The organism is Pantoea sp. PNA 03-3, from assembly GCF_003201175.1.
GTDB classification, from domain to species: domain Bacteria; phylum Pseudomonadota; class Gammaproteobacteria; order Enterobacterales; family Enterobacteriaceae; genus Pantoea; species Pantoea stewartii.
Genome location: NZ_QICO01000006.1, coordinates 145,316 through 165,067, shown reverse-complemented (window position 1 = coordinate 165,067; position 19,752 = coordinate 145,316). Strand labels below are relative to the sequence as shown.

General features: G+C 54.8%; 22 protein-coding genes. 12 read left to right on the top strand and 10 right to left on the bottom strand.

The annotated features are described in order from the left end of the window. Window positions 1-4 precede the first annotated feature (4 nt). The 5 genes from cyoB to C7433_RS16955 all read left to right on the top strand — a co-directional run bounded on the left by cyoB (window position 5) and on the right by C7433_RS16955 (window position 5,324). Complete coding sequence (gene cyoB / locus C7433_RS16975) at window positions 5-1,987, top strand: cytochrome o ubiquinol oxidase subunit I (protein ID WP_033738655.1); 1,983 nt, start codon at window positions 5-7, stop codon at window positions 1,985-1,987. Next, window positions 1,987-2,598, top strand: a complete 612-nt coding sequence (locus C7433_RS16970) for a cytochrome o ubiquinol oxidase subunit III (RefSeq protein ID WP_006117966.1) — start codon at window positions 1,987-1,989, stop codon at window positions 2,596-2,598. The genes cyoB and C7433_RS16970 overlap by 1 nt, the downstream gene beginning before the upstream one ends. Beyond that, window positions 2,598-2,927 carry a cytochrome o ubiquinol oxidase subunit IV gene (locus tag C7433_RS16965; protein ID WP_006117967.1) on the top strand — a complete coding sequence of 110 codons (330 nt, stop codon included), beginning with the start codon at window positions 2,598-2,600 and terminating at the stop codon, window positions 2,925-2,927. The genes C7433_RS16970 and C7433_RS16965 overlap by 1 nt, the downstream gene beginning before the upstream one ends. Before the next feature lie 12 nt (window positions 2,928-2,939). Further along, window positions 2,940-3,827, top strand: coding sequence for a heme o synthase (gene cyoE / locus C7433_RS16960; RefSeq protein ID WP_006117969.1), 888 nt, complete (start codon window positions 2,940-2,942; stop codon window positions 3,825-3,827). A gap of 132 nt (window positions 3,828-3,959) precedes the next feature. Continuing rightward, a complete protein-coding gene (locus tag C7433_RS16955; RefSeq protein ID WP_006117970.1) occupies window positions 3,960-5,324 on the top strand; it encodes an MFS transporter in 1,365 nt (454 codons plus the stop codon). Window positions 5,325-5,561: 237 nt separating this feature from the next. Here the strand turns inward: C7433_RS16955 and C7433_RS16950 are convergent, their stop codons facing one another. After that, window positions 5,562-6,053, bottom strand: coding sequence for a YajQ family cyclic di-GMP-binding protein (locus C7433_RS16950; protein WP_006117971.1), 492 nt, complete (start codon window positions 6,051-6,053; stop codon window positions 5,562-5,564). A gap of 133 nt (window positions 6,054-6,186) precedes the next feature. Here C7433_RS16950 and panE point away from each other — a divergent pair, with 133 nt between their 5' ends. Next, on the top strand, window positions 6,187-7,107 hold the full coding sequence (gene panE, locus C7433_RS16945; protein WP_110268600.1) for a 2-dehydropantoate 2-reductase: 921 nt from the start codon (window positions 6,187-6,189) through the stop codon (window positions 7,105-7,107). After that, window positions 7,061-7,660: a protein deglycase YajL gene (gene yajL / locus C7433_RS16940; RefSeq protein WP_110268599.1), complete on the top strand. Its 600-nt coding sequence runs from the start codon at window positions 7,061-7,063 to the stop codon at window positions 7,658-7,660. The genes panE and yajL overlap by 47 nt, the downstream gene beginning before the upstream one ends. A gap of 96 nt (window positions 7,661-7,756) precedes the next feature. Here yajL and thiI read toward each other — a convergent pair whose 3' ends face one another. Further along, window positions 7,757-9,205: a tRNA uracil 4-sulfurtransferase ThiI gene (thiI, locus tag C7433_RS16935; protein ID WP_039338476.1), complete on the bottom strand. Its 1,449-nt coding sequence runs from the start codon at window positions 9,203-9,205 to the stop codon at window positions 7,757-7,759. A gap of 232 nt (window positions 9,206-9,437) precedes the next feature. On the opposite strand from thiI, the gene xseB reads away from it, so the two are divergent. The 4 genes from xseB (at window position 9,438) to C7433_RS16915 (ending at window position 13,517) form a co-directional block, all read left to right on the top strand. Beyond that, window positions 9,438-9,680: an exodeoxyribonuclease VII small subunit gene (gene xseB / locus C7433_RS16930; protein WP_054634405.1), complete on the top strand. Its 243-nt coding sequence runs from the start codon at window positions 9,438-9,440 to the stop codon at window positions 9,678-9,680. Next, window positions 9,680-10,579 (top strand): (2E,6E)-farnesyl diphosphate synthase, encoded by a 900-nt coding sequence (ispA, locus tag C7433_RS16925; RefSeq protein WP_033738647.1) that lies wholly within the window; start codon window positions 9,680-9,682, stop codon window positions 10,577-10,579. Before xseB ends, ispA begins: the two co-directional genes overlap by 1 nt. 19 nt (window positions 10,580-10,598) lie before the next feature. Further along, window positions 10,599-12,464 carry a 1-deoxy-D-xylulose-5-phosphate synthase gene (gene dxs, locus C7433_RS16920; protein ID WP_039338477.1) on the top strand — a complete coding sequence of 622 codons (1,866 nt, stop codon included), beginning with the start codon at window positions 10,599-10,601 and terminating at the stop codon, window positions 12,462-12,464. Window positions 12,465-12,542: 78 nt separating this feature from the next. Further along, window positions 12,543-13,517, top strand: coding sequence for an aldo/keto reductase (locus tag C7433_RS16915; RefSeq protein ID WP_110268598.1), 975 nt, complete (start codon window positions 12,543-12,545; stop codon window positions 13,515-13,517). A gap of 134 nt (window positions 13,518-13,651) precedes the next feature. Here the strand turns inward: C7433_RS16915 and pgpA are convergent, their stop codons facing one another. From pgpA to C7433_RS23655, 7 genes are all read right to left on the bottom strand, one after another. Then, window positions 13,652-14,149, bottom strand: coding sequence for a phosphatidylglycerophosphatase A (gene pgpA / locus C7433_RS16910; RefSeq protein ID WP_054634407.1), 498 nt, complete (start codon window positions 14,147-14,149; stop codon window positions 13,652-13,654). Beyond that, on the bottom strand, window positions 14,136-15,113 hold the full coding sequence (gene thiL / locus C7433_RS16905; RefSeq protein ID WP_006117982.1) for a thiamine-phosphate kinase: 978 nt from the start codon (window positions 15,111-15,113) through the stop codon (window positions 14,136-14,138). The genes pgpA and thiL overlap by 14 nt, the downstream gene beginning before the upstream one ends. 54 nt (window positions 15,114-15,167) lie before the next feature. Further along, the gene (gene nusB / locus C7433_RS16900; protein WP_006117983.1) at window positions 15,168-15,587 is read right to left on the bottom strand and encodes a transcription antitermination factor NusB; all 420 of its coding nucleotides are present in this window, start codon (window positions 15,585-15,587) and stop codon (window positions 15,168-15,170) included. Between the two features lie 19 nt (window positions 15,588-15,606). Next, on the bottom strand, window positions 15,607-16,077 hold the full coding sequence (gene ribE / locus C7433_RS16895; RefSeq protein ID WP_006117984.1) for a 6,7-dimethyl-8-ribityllumazine synthase: 471 nt from the start codon (window positions 16,075-16,077) through the stop codon (window positions 15,607-15,609). A gap of 90 nt (window positions 16,078-16,167) precedes the next feature. Then, window positions 16,168-17,271, bottom strand: coding sequence for a bifunctional diaminohydroxyphosphoribosylaminopyrimidine deaminase/5-amino-6-(5-phosphoribosylamino)uracil reductase RibD (gene ribD / locus C7433_RS16890; protein WP_058701155.1), 1,104 nt, complete (start codon window positions 17,269-17,271; stop codon window positions 16,168-16,170). A 3-nt stretch (window positions 17,272-17,274) separates the two neighbouring features. Next, window positions 17,275-17,724, bottom strand: a complete 450-nt coding sequence (gene nrdR, locus C7433_RS16885) for a transcriptional regulator NrdR (protein WP_006117986.1) — start codon at window positions 17,722-17,724, stop codon at window positions 17,275-17,277. Between the two features lie 90 nt (window positions 17,725-17,814). Beyond that, window positions 17,815-17,979, bottom strand: coding sequence for a hypothetical protein (locus C7433_RS23655; RefSeq protein ID WP_158281345.1), 165 nt, complete (start codon window positions 17,977-17,979; stop codon window positions 17,815-17,817). Between the two features lie 203 nt (window positions 17,980-18,182). Between C7433_RS23655 and C7433_RS16880 the strand changes: the two genes are divergently transcribed. After that, the gene (locus C7433_RS16880; RefSeq protein ID WP_110268636.1) at window positions 18,183-18,731 is read left to right on the top strand and encodes a DUF3251 domain-containing protein; all 549 of its coding nucleotides are present in this window, start codon (window positions 18,183-18,185) and stop codon (window positions 18,729-18,731) included. A gap of 51 nt (window positions 18,732-18,782) precedes the next feature. Here the strand turns inward: C7433_RS16880 and secF are convergent, their stop codons facing one another. After that, entirely contained in the window at window positions 18,783-19,751 is a 969-nt protein-coding gene (gene secF, locus C7433_RS16875) for a protein translocase subunit SecF (RefSeq protein WP_006117989.1), read from the bottom strand. Window position 19,752: the final 1 nt, after the last annotated feature.

Genomic DNA, 19,752 nt, shown 5'->3' with positions numbered 1-19,752 from the left:
TACGATGTTCGGAAAATTAACTCTGGATGCAGTGCCCTACCATGAACCGATTATCATGGTTACGGTTGCCGGCATCATCATTGCAGGTCTGGCGATCGTCTCTGCCATCACCTACTTTGGTAAGTGGAAATATCTGTGGTCTGAATGGCTGACGTCAATCGACCATAAAAAACTGGGTATCATGTATATCATCATGGCGTTCGTCATGCTGCTGCGCGGCTTTGCTGACGCCGTGATGATGCGTACCCAACAGGTTCTGGCTTCCTCCGGGGAAGCAGGCATATTGCCCCCTCATCACTACGACCAGATCTTTACCGCTCACGGCGTAATCATGATCTTCTTCGTGGCGATGCCATTCGTGGTGGGCCTGATGAACATTGCCGTACCGTTGCAAATCGGTGCGCGTGACGTTGCCTTCCCGTTCCTGAACAACCTGAGCTTCTGGTTTACCGCAATCGGTGTGATTCTGGTTAACCTGTCTCTGGGTGTCGGCGAATTCGCGCAAACTGGCTGGCTGGCCTATCCACCGCTGTCGGGGGCAGAATACAGTCCCGGCGTGGGGGTGGATTACTGGATCTGGAGTCTCCAGCTTTCCGGTATTGGTACAACCCTGACCGGTATTAACTTCTTCGTGACCATTCTGAAGATGCGTGCGCCGGGCATGGACCTGTTCAAAATGCCCGTCTTTACCTGGGCTGCGCTGTGCACCAACGTCCTGATCATCGCTGCGTTCCCGGTTCTGACCGTGACTCTGGCGCTGTTGACACTTGATCGTTACCTCGACTTCCATTTCTTTACTAATGATATGGGCGGTAACATGATGATGTACGTCAACCTGATCTGGGTCTGGGGTCACCCAGAGGTGTACATTCTTGTTCTGCCGGTGTTTGGTGTCTTCTCTGAAGTCACGGCCACCTTCTCGAAAAAACGTCTGTTTGGTTATACCTCACTGGTCTGGGCGACCATCGCCATTACCGTGTTGTCGTTCATCGTCTGGCTGCACCACTTCTTCACCATGGGTGCCGGTGCCAACGTTAACGCCTTCTTCGGTATCATGACGATGATCATCGCGATTCCGACCGGGGTTAAAATCTTTAACTGGCTGTTCACCATGTATCAGGGGCGCATTCAGATGCACTCTGCGATGCTGTGGACCGTAGGCTTCCTGGTCACCTTCTCTGTGGGTGGTATGACCGGTGTTCTGCTGGCCGTTCCGGGCGCTGACTTTGTCCTGCACAACAGTCTGTTCCTGATTGCGCACTTCCATAACGTGATTATCGGTGGTGTGGTATTCGGTTGTATGGCGGGTGTGACCTACTGGTTCCCGAAAGCCTTCGGCTTTACCCTGAACGAAACCTGGGGCAAACGTGCTTTCTGGTTCTGGATCATCGGCTTCTTCGTTGCCTTTATGCCGCTGTACGCACTGGGCTTCATGGGAATGACCCGTCGTCTGAGCCAGGATATCGATCCTCAGTTCCACTCTCTGCTGGTTGTTGCAGCGGTAGGTGCGGGTCTGATTGCCTGCGGTATTATTTGTCAGCTGATCATGTTCTACGTGTCTGTACGTGACCGCGACCAGAACCGTGACCTGACTGGCGATCCGTGGGGTGGCCGTACGCTGGAGTGGGCAACCTCTTCACCACCGCCGTTCTATAACTTTGCTGTTATCCCGCATGTGCATGAGCGTGACGCTTTCTGGGAAATGAAAGAGAAAGGCGAAGCGTACAAGCAGCCGGCTAAATATGAAGAAATTCATATGCCGAAAAACAGCGGTGCTGCGATTGTTATTGCCGCGTTTGCGACCATCTTCGGTTTTGCGATGATCTGGCATATCTGGTGGCTGGCAGGTCTTACTTTCCTCGGCATGATCGTAAGCTGGATCGTGAAGAGCTTCGACGAAGACGTGGACTACTACGTCCCTGTTGCCGAAGTAGAGAAGATTGAAAAGCAGCACTTTGACGAAATCAGCAAAGCAGGTCTGAAATAATGTCAACTACCGTAAAACACCACCACGACGCCCATGCGGAGCATGGGCATCACGATGCAGGAGCCAATAAAGTCTTTGGCTTCTGGATCTACCTGATGAGTGACTGCATTATCTTTGCAACCCTGTTTGCGACCTATGCAGTTATGGTTAACAACACCGCCGGCGGCCCGGCAGGCAAAGATATCTTTGAACTGCCGTTCGTGCTGGTTGAAACCGCCCTGCTGTTATTAAGCTCCATCACCTACGGCATGGCTGTTATCGCCATGAACAAGGAAAACAAAGGCGCCGTTATCGGCTGGCTGGCGTTGACCTTCCTGTTTGGTGCGGGCTTTATCGGGATGGAAATCTATGAATTCCATCACCTGATTGCTGAAGGCTTCGGTCCAAACCGTAGTGGCTTCCTGTCCGGCTTCTTTACACTGGTCGGTACGCACGGTCTGCACGTGACCTCGGGTCTGATCTGGATGGCCGTGCTGATGTTCCAGATCGCGAAACGCGGTCTGAACGCCACTAACCGTACCCGTATCATGTGTCTGAGCCTGTTCTGGCACTTCCTGGACGTGGTTTGGATCTGCGTGTTTACCGTTGTTTATCTGATGGGAGCCATGTAATGAGTCATTCTGTTAACGAACATGGTGCATCACACGGTAGCGTGAAGTCTTACATGATCGGCTTCATCCTCTCTATCATCCTGACGGCAATCCCGTTCTGGATGGTAATGGATGGTAGTGCTTCTCATGGAACCATCCTCGGCGTTGTGCTGGTCTGTGCAGTCGTTCAGGTGCTGGTTCACCTGGTTTACTTCCTGCATCTGGACAGCAAATCTGAGGGCGGCTGGAACATGGTGGCCATTGTCTTCTCAGCAATCATTATCCTGATTGTTGTGGTTGGCTCACTGTGGATCATGTGGAACCTCAACTACAACATGATGCCCCACTAAAGAGTCTGTGTAATGTTTAAGCAATACCTGCAAGTTACAAAGCCAGGAATTATTTTCGGGAATTTAATTTCTGTGATTGGCGGATTTTTGCTGGCCTCTAAGGGCAGCATTGATTACGCCCTGTTTCTCACCTCACTGGTTGGCGTGTCGCTGGTGGTTGCGTCAGGTTGTGTCTTCAACAACGTGATTGACCGCGATATCGACATCAAGATGGAGAGAACCAGGAATCGGGTGCTGGTTAAAGGCCTTATCTCCGCGAAAGTAAGCCTGGTGTATGCCACTGTGTTGGGTATTGCTGGCTTTGCACTGCTGTATTTCGGTGCTAACCCGCTGGCCATGTGGCTGGCGGTGATGGGCTTCGTGGTATACGTTGGCGTTTACAGCCTGTATATGAAGCGTCATTCGGTTTACGGTACGCTGATTGGTAGCTTGTCTGGCGCTGCGCCGCCGGTGATTGGCTACTGTGCCGTGACCAATGAGTTTGATGCGGGCGCCCTGATCCTGCTGGCGATTTTTAGCCTGTGGCAGATGCCGCACTCCTATGCGATTGCTATCTTCCGCTTTAAGGATTACCAGGCTGCCAACATCCCGGTCTTACCGGTTGTGAAAGGTATCTCTGTAGCAAAAAATCATATTACGCTTTATATCCTGGCGTTTATGATTGCCACGCTGATGCTGACGCTGGGTGGCTATGCAGGCTATAAGTATCTGGTCGTTGCCGCTGCCGTCAGCGTCTGGTGGCTGGGCATGGCGCTGTCAGGTTATAAAACCTCAAACGATCGGGTTTGGGCACGTAAGCTGTTTGTCTTCTCCATCGTCGCCATCACCGCGCTGAGCGTGATGATGTCAGTGGATTTCATGACGCCTGCGTCAAAAGATTTGCTGACTTACGTGCGCTGATGTGTACCAAAACAGCATGAAACGGGCGCGATTTTCGCGCCCTTTCTTTTTGTTACGACTGCTTAAGAACTATTGTTTTACCCTTCCACTCTCCCTCCCTAAAATAAATGCAGCACATCAACAGAGGTAGGAATGAACGATAACAAAATGACTCCGGTGGAGCTGCGCGCCACATGGGGCCTTGGCACGGTCTTTTCCCTGCGTATGCTGGGAATGTTTATGGTCCTGCCGGTATTGACCACCTATGGCATGGCGCTCCAGGGAGCGAGTGAAACCTTAATCGGTCTGGCCATTGGCATTTATGGCCTGGCTCAGGCCATTTTCCAGATCCCCTTTGGCCTGCTGTCCGATCGTATTGGACGCAAGCCTCTGATTGTGGGCGGCCTGCTGCTGTTTGTCCTTGGCAGCGTAATTGCCGCCAGCACGGAATCCATTTGGGGCATCATCCTTGGCCGGGCGTTGCAGGGTTCGGGCGCGATTGCGGCCGCCGTGATGGCGCTGCTGTCGGATTTAACGCGTGAACAGAACCGCACCAAAGCGATGGCGTTTATTGGCATCAGTTTTGGCGTTACCTTTGCGATTGCGATGGTGGTGGGACCGATTGTGACCCACGCGCTGGGCCTGCATGCGCTGTTCTGGATGATCGCAACGCTGGCGACGCTGGGTATTCTCATTACGCTTTGGGTGGTCCCCTCCTCCACTCAGCATGTCCTGAACCGTGAGTCGGGCATGGTGCGCGGCAGCTTTAAAAAAGTGCTGGCCAACCCGCGCCTGGTAAAACTGAATCTTGGCATCTTCTTTTTGCATATCCTGTTGATGTCGAGCTTTGTTGCGCTGCCCGACCAGTTTGAACAGGCGGGATTACCGCCATCAGAACACTGGAAGGTCTATTTAACGACCATGCTGATCGCCTTTGCGGGCGTCGTGCCTTTTATCATTTATGCAGAAGTGAAGCGCAAAATGAAGCGCGTCTTTGTCGGCTGTGTCGGCATGATGGTCATCGCAGAAATTGTTTTATGGGGCGCGCAGGGCCATTTCTGGACGCTGGTGCTCGGCGTACAGCTCTTCTTCCTCGCCTTTAACCTGATGGAAGCCATCCTGCCTTCCCTGGTCAGTAAGGAATCGCCTGCCGGTTACAAAGGGACAGCAATGGGGCTTTACTCCACCAGCCAGTTTCTGGGCGTTGCGATCGGCGGAAGCCTGGGCGGTTGGGTGTTCGGTCATTTTGATGCGCAAACTGTGTTTATGGTGGGAGCGATTGTGGCGGCAATCTGGCTTTTCGTCAGTATGACCATGCAGGAACCGCCCTACGTCAGCAGTCTGCGCATTGTGCTGAGTGATGCGGCGCTGGCAGTACCGAACCTGGAGAAGCGCCTGAAGGCCCAGCCTGGAGTGAACGCGGTGCTGATCGTACCGGAAGAAAAAAGCGCTTACATTAAGATAGACAGTAAGATCACCAGCCGACCGGAGCTTGAAGCCCTTATCGGCGGTGGCTAATCCCCTGCCCTCACCGGGTTTGTCGTCTTTGACAAACCCGGTTCCTCCCGTTTATCCCCGCGCAAAATGCGTTCCTCTGGTCACGCAGATTCCGTCACGGACGTCAGCACCTTGCAGGGCAAAAGCGTTGCTGTCGCGGAAGGGGATCAGTGACAGCCAGACTGGTGTCACAGTCAGGCTGCCAACCCGACAGGATGCCTCAGAGGGCATCCTGTGCTCACGTGCTGAACGGAGGGATTAATCGCGGAAGTTTTTGAACTGGAAAGGCTGGCCCAGGTTGCCATTACGCACCAGCGCCATTGCGCCCTGTAAATCATCACGAGACTTACCCGTTACGCGCAGAGATTCGCCCTGAATCTGCGTCTGCACTTTCAGCTTGCTGTCTTTAATCAGCTTCACCAGCTTTTTCGCGACGTCGCTTTCAATGCCTTTTTTCATTTTGGCATCCACGCTCCAGCTTTTGCCGCTGTGTTCAATCTCTTCTGGTACTTCCAGCGCCGCGCCTTCAATACCGCGCTTGAGCATTTTCTCGCGCAGGATATCCACCAGCTGCTTTACCTGAAAATCCGATTCACTGATGACCTTAATGGTTTCATTTTTTTCATTGAGTTCGTAACTGGCAGTGACGTTGCGAAAATCAAAACGTGTCGACAGTTCACGGTTAGCATTCTCTACTGCGTTGCGAACTTCCTGCATGTCGACTTCTGAAACGATATCGAAAGATGGCATCTCTTCTTCTCCTGAGGCTAAACTGGCATGCATAATACGCGTCTTACGGCACTAAATAAAATCGCACTGTGTAGCGCTATACTTAACTCATTGCCACAGCGCATAAATAATAAGCCCGCGAGCGGGAGGCAGCATGAAAATAACCGTATTAGGATGTGGCGCATTGGGCCAGGTGTGGCTCACCGCTCTTGCCCATTGCGGGCACGATGTTCAGGGCTGGTTACGCGTACCTCAGCCCTACTGCTCAGCAAATGTAATCGATCCGCTGGGGCGCGTGACGAACCGGACCTTCATTGCCAACGATCCGCTGTTTTTGGCGCAGAGCCAACTGCTGTTGGTGACGCTGAAAGCCCCGCAGGTATCAACGGCCGTAAAAAATCTGGAAAGCGTGATGTCAGAAAACTGCCCGGTTTTGTTGTTGCACAATGGCATGGGCACGCTTGGCGAATTAAAAGGTCTGACGCAGCCGCTGTTACGCGGTATCACCACGCACGCCGCAATGCGGGATGGCACGGTCATTAAGCACGTCGCCACGGGCGTCACCCATATTGGTCCCGGCAACCGTAAAAGCGAGCACTGGAGTGAGGTCGCCGATGTGCTGCACGAAGCGCTGCCCGATGTCGCCTGGCATGACAATATCCGGGCGGCCTGCTGGCGTAAGCTGGCGGTAAACTGTGTGATCAACCCACTCAGCGTGGTTTACGACTGTCAGAATGGCGCACTGCGTCAGCATCAGGCCGACATCATCACCTTATGTGACGAAATCAGTTGGGTTATGGAGCGTGAAGGCCAGTCTGTGGCCAGCCAGAGCCTGCAGGATCAGGTGCTGAATGTGATTGAGACGACCGCCGCCAACACCTCATCAATGCTGCAGGATATACGCGCTCAGCGACGGACGGAAATTGAATACATCACCGGCTTTCTGCTGCGTCGCGCACGCACTCACGGCTTAGTGTTACCTGAAAACACCCGGCTGTACGACATGATTAAACGCAAGGAGTCTTATTATGGGCGCGAACGCCTCGGTACTGGTCTGTCTGGCTCATGGCAGTGAAGAGACGGAAGCCGTTACCACACTTGATCTGCTGGTCCGTGGCGGGATAAAGACGGTGACCGCCAGCGTGGAAAGCGATGGCTGCCGTGAAATTGTCTGTTCGCGCGGCGTTCGCCTGCTGGCCGACGTCCCGCTGGTCGAGGTGGCGGACAACGCCTACGATGCCATTGTCCTGCCCGGCGGACTAAAAGGAGCCGAGACATTTCGTGACAGTCCGCTGTTGGTTGAAACCGTACGCCAGTTTCATTTGTCAGGACGTATTGTTGCGGCCATCTGCGCAGCCCCTGGCACGGTACTGGTGCCGCATAACCTGTTTCCGGTCGGCAATATGACAGGGTTCCCCGGTTTAAAGTCCACCATACCGGAAGAGAAATGGGTGGAACGTCGTGTCGTCTGGGATCCGCGAGTCAATTTGCTCACCAGTCAGGGACCGGGCACGGCGATGGATTTTGCGCTGAAATTAATTGATTTGCTAGCAGGCAGTGATAAAGCACGCGAGGTCGCGGCACAACTGGTACTGGCGCCGGGTATTTACGACTATCAGGCCAGTTAAGTCGCCGGTTCAGACGCCTGCCGGACGCTCTGTGCTCGTCTTGCCCTGGTACGCAAGGCGAGCACAGGGAGAAGCGGTCAGTGACCGCTATGCGGATTACGGACGATATACCTTCACGTTTTTAAATCCCTGCTCATGCAGATAGAGCGCCTGTAATTTACTCATCACACCGCGATCGCAGTACAACAGCCAGGTTTTGTTCTGATCAAGGTCGCCAAACTGGGTACTGAGTTTGTAGAAAGGCATCGACTTCACTTCCGTTCCCGCCAGCTGTAGCGGTTTGTCTTCCTGCTCATCCACCGAGCGGATATCCAGCACGCTGTCGTTTTCGTTCAGCAAGCCGACCGTCTCAACCTCAACCACCTCTTCCTGCGTCTGCTCCGCGATTTCGCGAATATCCACATTGGTCGCCTCGGCCACCATACGTTCCAGAATCGCGAAATCAAACTGGCTTTCTTCGGCTTCGATTTTGCCTTTTACCGCTTTGACCGTCGGGCTTTTCGAAATCACGCCACAATATTCCGGCATGGTGCTGGCAAAGTCTTCGGTGCCGATTTCACGCGCCACTTTAATAATGTGCTCTTTGTCGTGAGAAATCAGCGGACGCAAAATCAACGTATCGGAGGCATTGTCGATCAGTCGCAGATTGGTCAGCGTCTGGCTGGAGACCTGCCCCACCGCTTCGCCTGTGACCAGGGCCTGTACGCCATAACGTTCCGCCACCATTGAGGCTGCACGGACCATCATACGTTTCAGCACCACGCCCATTTGACCGTCGTCGATTTTTTCTAAAATTTCGCCGACAACTGGCTCAAAGTTGATTGCCACAAAACGTACACGGTGCGAACGGCCAAAGCGGTTCCACAGATAATGGGCGACCTGACGTACGCCGATTTCATGTGCCGCGCCGCCCAGGTTAAAGAAGCAGTAGTGAACGCGGCTGCCACGACGCATCAGCATGTAGCTGGAAACGCCGGAGTCAAATCCACCTGAGATCAGCGACAGCACATCTTCCTGGGTACCAATCGGGAAGCCGCCCAGCCCTTCATAGCGTGCGGTGACCAGCGTTAAGCGGTTTTCTTCCACTTCGAGGTTAACCGTCACCTCAGGTTTCTTAAGCTGAACGGTGGCGCTGGCGATGTGCTGATTTAGCCCGCCGCCAACATAGCGCTCGACGTCCTGCGAACTGAAGCTGTGTTTGCCACGGCGCTTAACCCGCACGCAAAAGGTTTTGTTTTCCAGGCTGTCGCGATACTGTGCCAGCGTCTGTTCGAAAATATCGTGGATGTCGGTATATTCGCGCTCTTCAACCGCAAGGACATGATGAATACCCGGGATGCGCATCAGCTCATCGGGAATAATCTGCCGCATGGCTTCATCTTTGCAGCGCACTTCAATATGATCCCAAAAACGCACCACCGCGATCTCATCGCTGACCGTTTTGAGCACGTTGCGGATATTACTGGCAAGAATCTTAATAAAGCGCAGACGCACCGACTGACTCTTGATGGTGATTTCAGGAAATAACTTGACGATAAACTTCATGGCAATACAGCTTCGTTGGGCAAATAAGTGCTAAAACAGGCTGCACTTAGCTGGTAAGATCATAAAATTGCGGGGTGACAGGCGCATCCGCATCCGAGGCGCGAGAGTATATCACCTTTACCCGGTGACTGCTTCTGCAACAGCATGCACATTGATTATTTTGCTAATCATTCTCTCTCAGCTACCATGACCGATTGCAAGATAACGTTCCAACCGTGAGTCGACACGAAATATGCCGAAAAAAGCCGAACAGCCAGCCAGCTTTGAAACGTCATTGCAGCAGCTGGAGCAGATTGTTAATCGTCTGGAAAGTGGTGAACTGCCGTTGGAAGACGCCCTGAATGAATTTGAGCGCGGCGTGCAGTTAGCGCGCAATGGCCAGCAAACGTTGCAGCAAGCCGAGCAGCGCGTGCGCATTCTCCTCAGCGACGATAACGATGCCGATCTCTCCTCTTTCACGCCGGAAAACAGCTAATGGATTTTCCTGAACTGCTCAATGCGTATCACCAGCAGGTGAACCACGCGTTGATGGGCTACCTGGATGCCCTCCCTTTTCAGAGTTCTCCTCTGGTGAATGCCATGCAGTATGGGGCACTATTAGGTGGCAAACGCATGCGCCCGTTTCTGGTTTACGCAACCGGCACCATGCTCAATGCGAATAAAGCCAGTCTCGATGTGCCTGCAGCGGCTGTCGAATGTATTCACGCCTATTCACTGATTCATGACGATTTGCCGGCAATGGACGATGATGCGTTACGTCGTGGGCAACCGACCTGCCACATCAAATATGGTGAAGATACCGCCATTCTTGCCGGTGATGCGCTACAAACGCTGGCCTTTTCTATTCTGGCCGACCAGCCCATGCCGGGCGTGAGTGCGGAATACCGCCTCGCTATGCTGTCAGAGCTGGCCAGGGCCAGCGGCGTAGCGGGTATGTGCGGCGGGCAGGCGCTGGATCTGGCGGCAGAAGGTCAGTCTGTCGATCTTCATCAACTGGAACAGATCCATCGTCACAAAACGGGGGCGTTGATTCGCTCAGCCGTGCGACTCGGTGCCTTTGCTGCCGGCGACGCGGGCCGTGAAGCGCTGCCGTATCTTGACCGCTATGCGGATGCCATCGGCCTGGCCTTTCAGGTGCAGGATGACATCCTGGATGTGACGGGCGACACAGCCGTTATCGGAAAACGTCAAGGTGCCGATCAAGATCTTGGAAAAAGCACCTATCCTTCATTGATGGGTCTGGATAATGCCCGGATTAAGGCACTGGATTTATACCAGGAAGCCGTGGATGCTTTGCACATGCTCTCTGCAAAATCCTATGATACCTCTGCCCTGAAGGCGCTGGCGAGCTTCGTAATTGAACGCGATAAATAACTTCCATGATGAGTCACTGATGAGTTTTGATACTACAAAATACCCGACACTGGCGCAGGCAGAAACGGTACAGGCACTGCGTGCCCTGCCTAAAGAAAAATTGCCTGCGCTCTGCAATGAGCTGCGCCAGTATTTATTAGACAGCGTGAGCCGCTCAAGCGGCCATTTTGCGTCGGGCCTGGGCGTGGTCGAGCTGACGGTGGCGCTGCATTACGTCTATAACACACCGTTCGACCACCTCGTGTGGGACGTCGGTCATCAGGCTTATCCGCATAAAATTTTAACCGGCCGCCGCGATCGCATTGGATCGATTCGGCAAAAGAATGGCGTGCACCCCTTTCCGTGGCGGGGAGAAAGTGAATACGACGTCCTGAGCGTCGGTCACTCCTCAACCTCCATCAGTGCCGGGCTGGGCATGGCTGCTGCGGCCGAACGGGAAGGTAAAGGGCGCCGTACCGCCTGTATTATCGGCGACGGTGCCATCACCGCAGGCATGGCCTTTGAGGCCATGAACCACGCGGGCGATATTAAACCCGATATGCTGGTTATCCTGAACGACAACGAAATGTCGATTTCTGAAAACGTCGGGGCGCTGAATAACCGCCTGGCACAGATTTTATCGGGTAAGACCTACGCGCGTCTGCGCGAAGGAGGCAAGCGCGTACTGACCGGCCTGCCGCCGATTAAAGAGTTGGTAAAACGCACCGAAGAACACCTGAAAGGCATGGTGGTGCCGGGCACCCTGTTTGAAGAACTGGGGTTCAATTATATCGGGCCGGTCGATGGTCATGATGTCCTGACGCTGGTGAATACGCTGACGAATATGCGTAGCCTGAAAGGCCCGCAGTTCCTGCATATTATGACGAAAAAGGGTAAAGGTTATGCCCCGGCAGAGCAGGATCCGATCGCCTGGCATGCGGTGCCCAAATTTGATGTCGCCAGCGGCGAACTGCCTAAGAGCGCCGAAGGATTGCCGAGTTATTCGAAGATATTCGGTAACTGGCTGTGCGAAACGGCGGCTGACGACGCGAAGCTGATGGCGATTACGCCCGCCATGCGCGAAGGGTCGGGTATGGTAGGATTCTCCCGCAAGTATCCCAACCAGTATTTTGACGTTGCCATTGCCGAACAGCACGCCGTGACCTTTGCGGCGGGCCTGGCCATTGGGGGCTATAAACCGGTTGTTGCGATTTACTCGACCTTCCTGCAGCGCGCCTACGATCAGGTTATTCACGATGTCGCGATTCAGAAGCTTCCGGTCCTGTTCGCGATTGACCGTGGCGGCATCGTTGGGGCCGACGGCCAGACGCATCAGGGGGCCTTTGATCTCGCCTATCTGCGCTGCATTCCGGATATGGTCATCATGACGCCGAGCGATGAGGACGAATGCCGCCAGATGCTTTATACCGGCTATCACTATCAGGCGGGTCCGGCTGCCGTGCGTTATCCACGCGGAACCGGCACTGGCGTTGCTCTGACGCCACTGCAAAGCCTGCCGCTGGGCAAAGGTGTGGTTAAACGTCGGGGCGAAAAGCTGGCGATCCTTAACTTCGGTACACTGCTGCCTGAAGCCAGCCACGTTGCCGAAGCGCTGAACGCCACCCTGGTGGATATGCGTTTTGTTAAACCGCTGGATGAAGCGTTAATTACCGAACTGGCCGCACAGCATGAGTCGTTGATTACGCTGGAAGAAGGCGCGATTAAGGGCGGCGCAGGCAGCGGCGTCAACGAGTTCGTGATGGCGAAACGTCTGGGCATTCCCGTTCTCAATATTGGCCTGCCTGATGAGTTCATTCCCCCGGGCACGCAGGAAGAGATGCGTCACGACTACCACCTGGACGCAGACGGTATTCAGCAGCAAATCAGTCACTGGCTGGCGCAGTAGTTCCCCTCCCCCGCTCTCTGCGGAGAGCGGTATTCCTGCTATGCTTAATTCCCCTGGAAGGACATAGCAGGAGTCATGATGAAAACCGTTCCACTCGCGAATACTGATTTAAAAGTTTCCCAGCTCTGCCTGGGCTGTATGACATTTGGTGAGCCCACCCGCGGTAAACATGCCTGGACACTGCCCGAAGAGAGCAGCCGACCGCTTATCAGGCAGGCGCTGGAGGCCGGGATTAATTTCTTCGACACCGCTAACAGCTATTCAGACGGCAGTAGTGAAGAGATTCTGGGGCGAGCGCTCAGGGATTTCGCCCGCCGCGAGGAGGTCGTGGTCGCCACCAAAGTCTATTTCCCGCTGAGTAATCTGTCACAAGGCCTGTCCCGTAAAAACATTCTGCAATCCATTGATGACAGCCTGCAACGGCTGGGCATGGAGTATGTCGATCTGCTGCAGATTCACCGCTGGGACTATGACACGCCGCTCGAAGAAACCCTGTCGGCACTTGATGAGGTGGTGAAATCCGGCAAAGCACGTTATATCGGCGCCTCGTCCATGCACGCCAGTCAGTTTGCACAGGCCTTAACCATGCAGGCAGAACAGGGCTGGGCACGCTTCGTCAGCATGCAGGATCAGTACAACCTGATTCAGCGCGAAGAAGAACGTGAGATGCACCCGCTGTGCCAGCGTGAAAATGTTGCGGTCCTGCCATGGAGTCCACTGGCACGCGGTAAGCTCACCCGGCCATGGGGCGAAACCACCGCCCGCTCCGTTTCTGATGAGGTGATGAGCACGCTCTATGCTTCAACGGAGGAAAACGATGCAGCGATTGCGGCGCGCCTGGCGCAGGTTGCAGCCGACAAAGGCGTAACACGAGCGCAGGTCGCACTGGCGTGGTTACTGAGCAAACCGGTGGTGACAGCGCCCATCTTTGGCGCCTCCCGTGCAGAGCAGTTTGCTGAGCTGGTGGAAGCCGTGAACGTTGACCTGACAACGCAGGATATTGCGGCCCTGGAAAGTGAATATCAGCCTCACCCGGCCACCGGCTATCAGTGATACCAACGCAGCGTGTTCACAGGCGTGACGCGCTCATTCGGCCCGGCCGGGAGAGGATAATGGTGAGACAACCGTACGCCGGTATTTCGGCTACGGTTGCAAAACGGTGGTGATAAGGGGCGCAGGACGAACGCTTAACCGGCGAGATAAACCCCGGCACCATAAAGGATGGCTGCAGCAATAATGCCCGCAATAATGTCATCGACCATAATGCCCATGCCGCCATGCACGTTACGGTCGAACCAGCGAATCGGCCAGGGCTTCCAGATATCCAGCACGCGGAACAGCACAAAACCGGCCACCACCCACTGCCAGCTGTTCACCGGAATGGCCATCAGCGTAATCCACATCCCGATAAACTCATCCCAGACAATGCTGCCGTGATCGTGAACGCCCATGTCTTTGGCGGTGCGATGGCAAAGGTACACGCCCACGCTGATGCCTAGCAGCACCGCCAGCGAATACAGATCGTGCGGAAGCAAGGTCAGCAGACACCAAAAAGGAATCGCGGCCAGCGATCCCACTGTACCAGGCATAACCGGGCTGAGCCCACTGCCAAAACCGGTCGCCAGTAAATGCCAGGGATTACGCATCCGCAGACGACCTTTGGCGATATGTTTATCTGATGTCAAAATGGTCGAATCCTTTAAAACGCATATCTGTCGGTTTGCCGTTTTCGAGCAGTGACAGTCCTTCTGACTCGGGCGCCATCTGCCCAATACAGGTATAAGGCACGCCAAGATGTCCCAGCGCCACGTCCAGTGCACCCCGATTCACTTCCGGCACACTGAAGCACAGCTCATAGTCTTCGCCGCCGCTGAGCGCCCAGCGCAGCACCTGTGACGCGTCAAAATTGTCACGCAGTGCCGGGGACAGCGGAAGCGCGTCAAGGTTGATACGTGCCCCGCAGCCGCTGGCTTTCAGCACATGACCTATATCAGAAATCAGCCCGTCTGAGATATCGATAGCGGAAGAGGCCAGCGAACGCAGTGACTGCCCCTGTAACACGCGCGGCATAGGCCGCAGGTGACGTTTAATCAGAGCTTCATGAATGGCCGGATCGTCAATGCGGCAGTGATGCTGCAGCAACGCCAGCCCGGCCGCGCTGTCGCCCAATGTACCGGTGACATAGATCCAGTCGCCGGGTTTTGCGCCCGAACGCTTTAACGCTTTGCCGTGAGGAATCAGCCCATGAATACCCAGCGTCAGGCTGAGAGGCCCCCGCGTCGTGTCTCCCCCCACCAGCTGCATATCGTAATATTCCAGCAGGTCAAACAGGCTTTCGCTGAAGCTGCTCAGCCAGCTTTCATTCACATCCGGCAAGGTCAGCGCCAGGGTTAGCCAGGCAGGATCGGCACCCATCGCGGCCAAATCGCTCAGATTCACCGCCAGTGATTTATAGGCTAAATCTGCAGGATGGATCGTGGGCAGGAAGTGGATACCGGAAACCAGCGTATCGGTGCTGACCGCCAGCGTTTGCTTTTCGGGCACGCTCAGCAGCGCGCAATCGTCGCCGATGCCGAGTTCGACATCACGGCGGCTACGCGTTCTGCGATTGAAGTAGCGTGCGATGAGTTCAAATTCACCACATGACATAATTGCGTTCCGCTTAACCATTAATGAAAAAGGCCGGCAAGCCGGCCTTATTGATTATTTGCGTTGGGGTCGAATTTGCGGACCGGCTTTATCCAGCACACCGTTGACAAATTTATGGCTGTCTTCAGCGCCAAATACTTTCGCCAGTTCGATACCTTCGTTGATGGCCACTTTATAAGGCACATCAGAACGCTTGCTCAGTTCATACAGCGACACACGCAGAATGGCTTTTTCCACCTGCCCCAGTTCTTCTAACTGGCGCGACAGATAGGGTTGCATCAATCCATCCAGGTACGCGCTGTTGGTCGCCACACCGGCCAGCAGTTCGCGGAAATAAGTAATATCGACGTCTTTAACGTCCTGTTCCGCCAGAAACTGGTATTCCACATCGGCAATGTCGTTGTTAGACAACTGCCAGGAGTAAAGCGCCTGGACAGCGCACTCACGGGCGCGACGACGAGCAGCAGGTTTCACAAAATTCCCCTTACAAAAATCAGGCTTTAATGGCTTTCAATACGTTGATCATTTCAAGTGCGGTCAGGGCCGCTTCGGCACCTTTGTTACCCGCTTTGGTTCCAGCACGCTCAATGGCCTGCTCGATATTTTCGGTTGTCAGTACGCCGAATGCCACAGGAATATCGCTGTCCATGGCAACACTGGCAATGCCCGAGCTGGCTTCACCCGCGACGTATTCGAAGTGCGCCGTGCCACCGCGAATCACGGTACCCAGCGCAATCACGGCATCGTGTTTGCCGGTTTTAGCCAGCGCACGCGCGGCCAGCGGCAGTTCGTAAGCACCCGGTACCCAGACGACAGTGATATTGTCATCGTTGACCTGGCCGATACGCTTCAGGGCATCCACAGCGCCGTCTAACAGGCTCTCGTTGATAAAGTTGTTAAAACGCGCGATAACGATGGCAATTTTTGCCTCTGGCGTTGCAACGGCAGCTTCGATAACTTTCATACATATCCTTTCAGGGGTTTGTTTAGCCCCGCGCAGGGGGGCGGATTCTAACATACTCTTTGGCGGCGTGCTCTCGCTTTTCCGCCTCTGTTATTGCGGTATCAGGGTCAGACGGAGATCGCTGCCGACCTGACGCACGTCGCTGAAGGCAAAAACCGGCGCGTCAGCCAACTGCGTCAGACCCGTAAGCTGACACAAACCGCGCGCGTCATTACCCAGTAATTTCGGTGCCACATACACAATGAGTTCGTCAACCAGACCGGCCTGAAGCAGTGCCCCTGCCAGCGTGGCACCGGCTTCAACCCAGACGCTGTTAATCTGGCGCTGGCCCAGCACCATCATCAGCGCCACTAAATCCAGTTGGGTGTCGCGTAAAGGAACCGGAATTTGCGTCACCGAGTCAGGCCAGCGCTGAGTGTCGGCCTGCTGTCGCATCAGCCAGGTTTCGCCCAATTGTTCTATAAGTTTGTGCTGCGGTGTTACGCGATTCTGGCTGTCGACGATGACGCGTACCGGCTGGCGTAAGGTCTGCGCATCAACCAGGCGCTGACTGTCGCTGTCCAGTTCGGCCCAGCGTACGGTCAGGGAAGGATCGTCGGCCAGCACCGTTGCGCTGCTGCTGAGAATGGCGGCGCTCTGCGCTCGCAAACGCTGGACATCGCGTCGGGCAGCCGGCGAGGTGATCCACTGGCTTTCGCCACTCGCCATGGCGGTGCGGCCATCCAGTGATGCCCCCAGTTTAAGCTGTATCCAGGGGAAGCCGGTCCGCATGCGTTTCAGGAATCCCCGGTTCAGGGCTTCCGCTTCCTGCATCATCAGTCCGTGGCTGACTTCAATGCCCGCCTGCTGCAGTCGATGTAATCCCCGTCCGGCGACCTGCGGATTGGGATCCTGCATCGCGGCCACGACGCGTTTTACACCGGCCTCAATAAGCGCGTCGCAACACGGCGGCGTGCGCCCGTGATGACTGCATGGTTCCAGCGTCACATAGGCTGTCGCCCCACGCGCACGCGCACCGGCCATGCGCAGGGCATGCACTTCCGCATGCGGTTCTCCGGCGCGCTGGTGCCAGCCTTCGCCAACAATGTCGCCATCGCGTACAATGACGCAACCGACATTGGGATTTGGCATGGTAGTAAAACGTCCGCGCCGCGCCAGTTCCAGCGCGCGCGCCATATAACGTTCATCGGTCATGATTTAATCCTGTAATCTGGCAATCTCTTCGCCAAAATCACGCACGTCCTCAAAGCTGCGATAAACAGATGCAAAGCGAATATAGGCCACTTTATCGAGTTTTTTTAGCTCGTCCATGACCAGGTTACCGATCAGCTTGCTGGGAATTTCACGTTCACCCGTCGCACGCAACTGCGTTTTGATATGGCTCACCGCACTCTCTACGGCATCCGCACTGACCGGGCGTTTCTCCAGCGCTTTCATCATGCCGCTGGCGAGTTTGTCTTCATTGAAAGGTTCACGCACATCGTTGCTTTTCACCACGCGTGGCATGACCAGCTCAGCGACTTCAAACGTAGTAAATCGCTCATGGCACACCAGACACTGACGACGGCGCCGCACTGACGAACCCTCACTGACCAGACGAGAATCAATCACTTTTGTGTCTACAGCGGAGCAGAATGGGCAATGCATGACGTTTCCTGACACGAGATAAATGGGCCGTACAGTGTAGCGCGAACTGCAAGTCAACAAAATCGATTCCCGTGTTTTACCCCGCCCGCTTCACAGACCGGATGGGAAATGCCCGCCCGCGTAAAACCCGCTACGCTTAAAGCGCTCAAGGCAAAAAGCGGAGAACGTAGCCACGTTAGTGCCGATCCGGGGTACTGCATCATCAGATACCTGCGCCACTGCGCTGGCCGGATGCCCGATATCGACCTGTTTCACCTTGCATCATTACGCGTAACGCGAGGTGAAATCGGCACGCCAGCGGCTACGGCATTTTATCGCTCAGGGAAAGGCAATTTCAGAGCACACTTAAGGTAATCGGCGTGATTTCAGTTCAGGCTTCAACGCCATAAGCGGATGCTGATGGGTCCCGCGACAAGGGGCAATTATTACGTCATTTGAATAAAGGATAAAAAAACATGATGAACAGGATGGTTTGGGCACCCGCGGCCCTGTCACTGGTTCTGCTAAGTGGTTGCAGCACCCCAGCCCAGCCGCAGGTGAAACAACTGCACCGGGAAGTCAGTCAGCTTAATCAGCAGATGCAGCAACTCACCAGCCAGGCAAGTGCGGTTGAAATTCAGGGACAGCTGAACGCCCATTCACAGCAGGGCGCATGGCTGTTGCCGCAGGCAAACACGCCCGTGGCACTTCAAACACAGGTTGGCACGCTGCGCCTGTCGCTCGCACGCATTGAGGCCGAGGCCGGCGGTACGCATGCTGACCTGACGCTTCGCACACAAGACAATTCACCGCTGCCCGGGATGCATGCGACAGTAGTCTGGGGTCAGCTCGATCCCGCAACCGGTAAGCCACTTGAGGCCGACAGCCTGACGCAAACCCTCAGCGTTCCCGCTTCACTGACGCCACGCAGTTCGGTCACCGTACCATTACGGTTAAAGGATGTGACGCCGGAGCAACTGGGTTATGTTCGAATTCACCAGGTGATCGCAGATACGTCCAGGCCCTGAAAACAAAAAAGCCGCCAGATTACGCTGGCGGCTTTTTTTATCGTACCAATACTACGGCAGGATCGAAGGCTGATCGGCGCCCTCTTTCTCCACTTTCTGTACCAGCATATGTTCGCGTTTCATGCCCAGCTTCAGCGCCAGCGCTGAAGAAACGTAGATCGACGAAACGGTACCGATGGTGACACCAATCAGCATGGTCAGTGAGAAGCCTTTCAGCAGCGCACCACCAAAGATGAACAGGATCAGGATCATCGCCAGCGTAGTCAGCGAGGTGATCAGGGTACGGCTTAACGTCTGCGTCAGGGACACGTTCGTAATGTCATAAGAGGAGCCGCGACGGATCTTGCGGAAGTTCTCACGAATACGGTCCGAGACCACGATTTTATCGTTCAGGGAGTAACCGATGACCGACATCAGCGAGGCCACAATCGTAAGGTCAATCTCGACCCGGAACAGCGACAGCAGTCCACAGGTGATAATGACGTCATGCGCCAGCGCCAAAACCGTACCCAGTGCCAGACGCCACTCAAAGCGAATACCGATATAAATCAGAATCGCAATCAGTGCCGACAGCAGGGCTAACGCCCCGGCCTGCGCCAGATCGCTGCCCACGCTCGGTCCGACAAACTCGATACGTTTGACCGTCGCGTTTTGCTGCGTCGTCTGGTTGATAACCGTTACCACTTTATTACCCAGCTCGGTTCCCGCAGGCCCTGTGACCGGCGGCATGCGCACCATCACATCGCGGCTGCTACCGAAATTCTGGATCAACGGTTCCTGGAACCCGGACTTCACCAGCGCACCGCGGATGGCGTCGAGATCGGCCGGTTTCTCCAGATTGATCTCAATGACCGTACCGCCGGTGAAATCGAGCCCCCAGTTAAAACCGCGTACGCCAACAATGGCAATCGAGATGATGATTAACAGTCCCGAAATGATGAATGCCAGCGTATCCCAGCGCATAAAGTCAACGACTTTACGGCCGTGGTTTAACTGCTCAATGTTATATTCCTGTGCCACA

Coding starts and splice junctions, on each gene's coding strand:
- cyoB (WP_033738655.1), top strand. CDS start 5: ATGTTCGGAAAATTAACTCTGGATGCAGTGCCCTACCATGAACCGATT.
- C7433_RS16970 (WP_006117966.1), top strand. CDS start 1,987: ATGTCAACTACCGTAAAACACCACCACGACGCCCATGCGGAGCATGGG.
- C7433_RS16965 (WP_006117967.1), top strand. CDS start 2,598: ATGAGTCATTCTGTTAACGAACATGGTGCATCACACGGTAGCGTGAAG.
- cyoE (WP_006117969.1), top strand. CDS start 2,940: ATGTTTAAGCAATACCTGCAAGTTACAAAGCCAGGAATTATTTTCGGG.
- C7433_RS16955 (WP_006117970.1), top strand. CDS start 3,960: ATGAACGATAACAAAATGACTCCGGTGGAGCTGCGCGCCACATGGGGC.
- C7433_RS16950 (WP_006117971.1), bottom strand. CDS start 6,053: ATGCCATCTTTCGATATCGTTTCAGAAGTCGACATGCAGGAAGTTCGC.
- panE (WP_110268600.1), top strand. CDS start 6,187: ATGAAAATAACCGTATTAGGATGTGGCGCATTGGGCCAGGTGTGGCTC.
- yajL (WP_110268599.1), top strand. CDS start 7,061: ATGGGCGCGAACGCCTCGGTACTGGTCTGTCTGGCTCATGGCAGTGAA.
- thiI (WP_039338476.1), bottom strand. CDS start 9,205: ATGAAGTTTATCGTCAAGTTATTTCCTGAAATCACCATCAAGAGTCAG.
- xseB (WP_054634405.1), top strand. CDS start 9,438: ATGCCGAAAAAAGCCGAACAGCCAGCCAGCTTTGAAACGTCATTGCAG.
- ispA (WP_033738647.1), top strand. CDS start 9,680: ATGGATTTTCCTGAACTGCTCAATGCGTATCACCAGCAGGTGAACCAC.
- dxs (WP_039338477.1), top strand. CDS start 10,599: ATGAGTTTTGATACTACAAAATACCCGACACTGGCGCAGGCAGAAACG.
- C7433_RS16915 (WP_110268598.1), top strand. CDS start 12,543: ATGAAAACCGTTCCACTCGCGAATACTGATTTAAAAGTTTCCCAGCTC.
- thiL (WP_006117982.1), bottom strand. CDS start 15,113: ATGTCATGTGGTGAATTTGAACTCATCGCACGCTACTTCAATCGCAGA.
- ribE (WP_006117984.1), bottom strand. CDS start 16,077: ATGAAAGTTATCGAAGCTGCCGTTGCAACGCCAGAGGCAAAAATTGCC.
- ribD (WP_058701155.1), bottom strand. CDS start 17,271: ATGACCGATGAACGTTATATGGCGCGCGCGCTGGAACTGGCGCGGCGC.
- nrdR (WP_006117986.1), bottom strand. CDS start 17,724: ATGCATTGCCCATTCTGCTCCGCTGTAGACACAAAAGTGATTGATTCT.
- C7433_RS16880 (WP_110268636.1), top strand. CDS start 18,183: ATGAACAGGATGGTTTGGGCACCCGCGGCCCTGTCACTGGTTCTGCTA.